Annotated in this window: 1 pseudogene; it reads right to left on the bottom strand. The window is 61.6% G+C overall.

What is annotated here, in order from left to right:
- Positions 1-16: 16 nt before the first annotated feature.
- Positions 17-284, bottom strand: a pseudogene (locus tag C5P05_RS00035) (amino acid ABC transporter permease); the annotation flags it as partial.

Raw genomic sequence — 284 nt, 5'->3', positions numbered from 1 at the left:
AAACCAAAAGTACGCATCAGCGGCCTGCCGGGTAGTTGAGGGCCAGGCGGTAGATCACCCGGAACAAGGCGGAAAACGACAGCGCCAGCAGCAGGTAGATGCCGGCCACGACGATGTAAATCTCGAAGCTGCGAAAGGTCTGCGACTGCAGATTGGTCGCCACCGAGGTCAGGTCGTCGGCCGAAATCGCCGACACCACGGCCGAGCTGAGCATCAGCAGGATGAACTGGCTGGTGAGGGCCGGGTACACCGTGCGCAGCGCCGGTTTCAGAATCACGAAGCGG

Source organism: Rhodoferax ferrireducens (genome assembly GCF_003347515.1).
Lineage (GTDB): Bacteria > Pseudomonadota > Gammaproteobacteria > Burkholderiales > Burkholderiaceae_C > Rhodoferax.
This window is presented reverse-complemented; position numbering and strand designations above follow the sequence as displayed.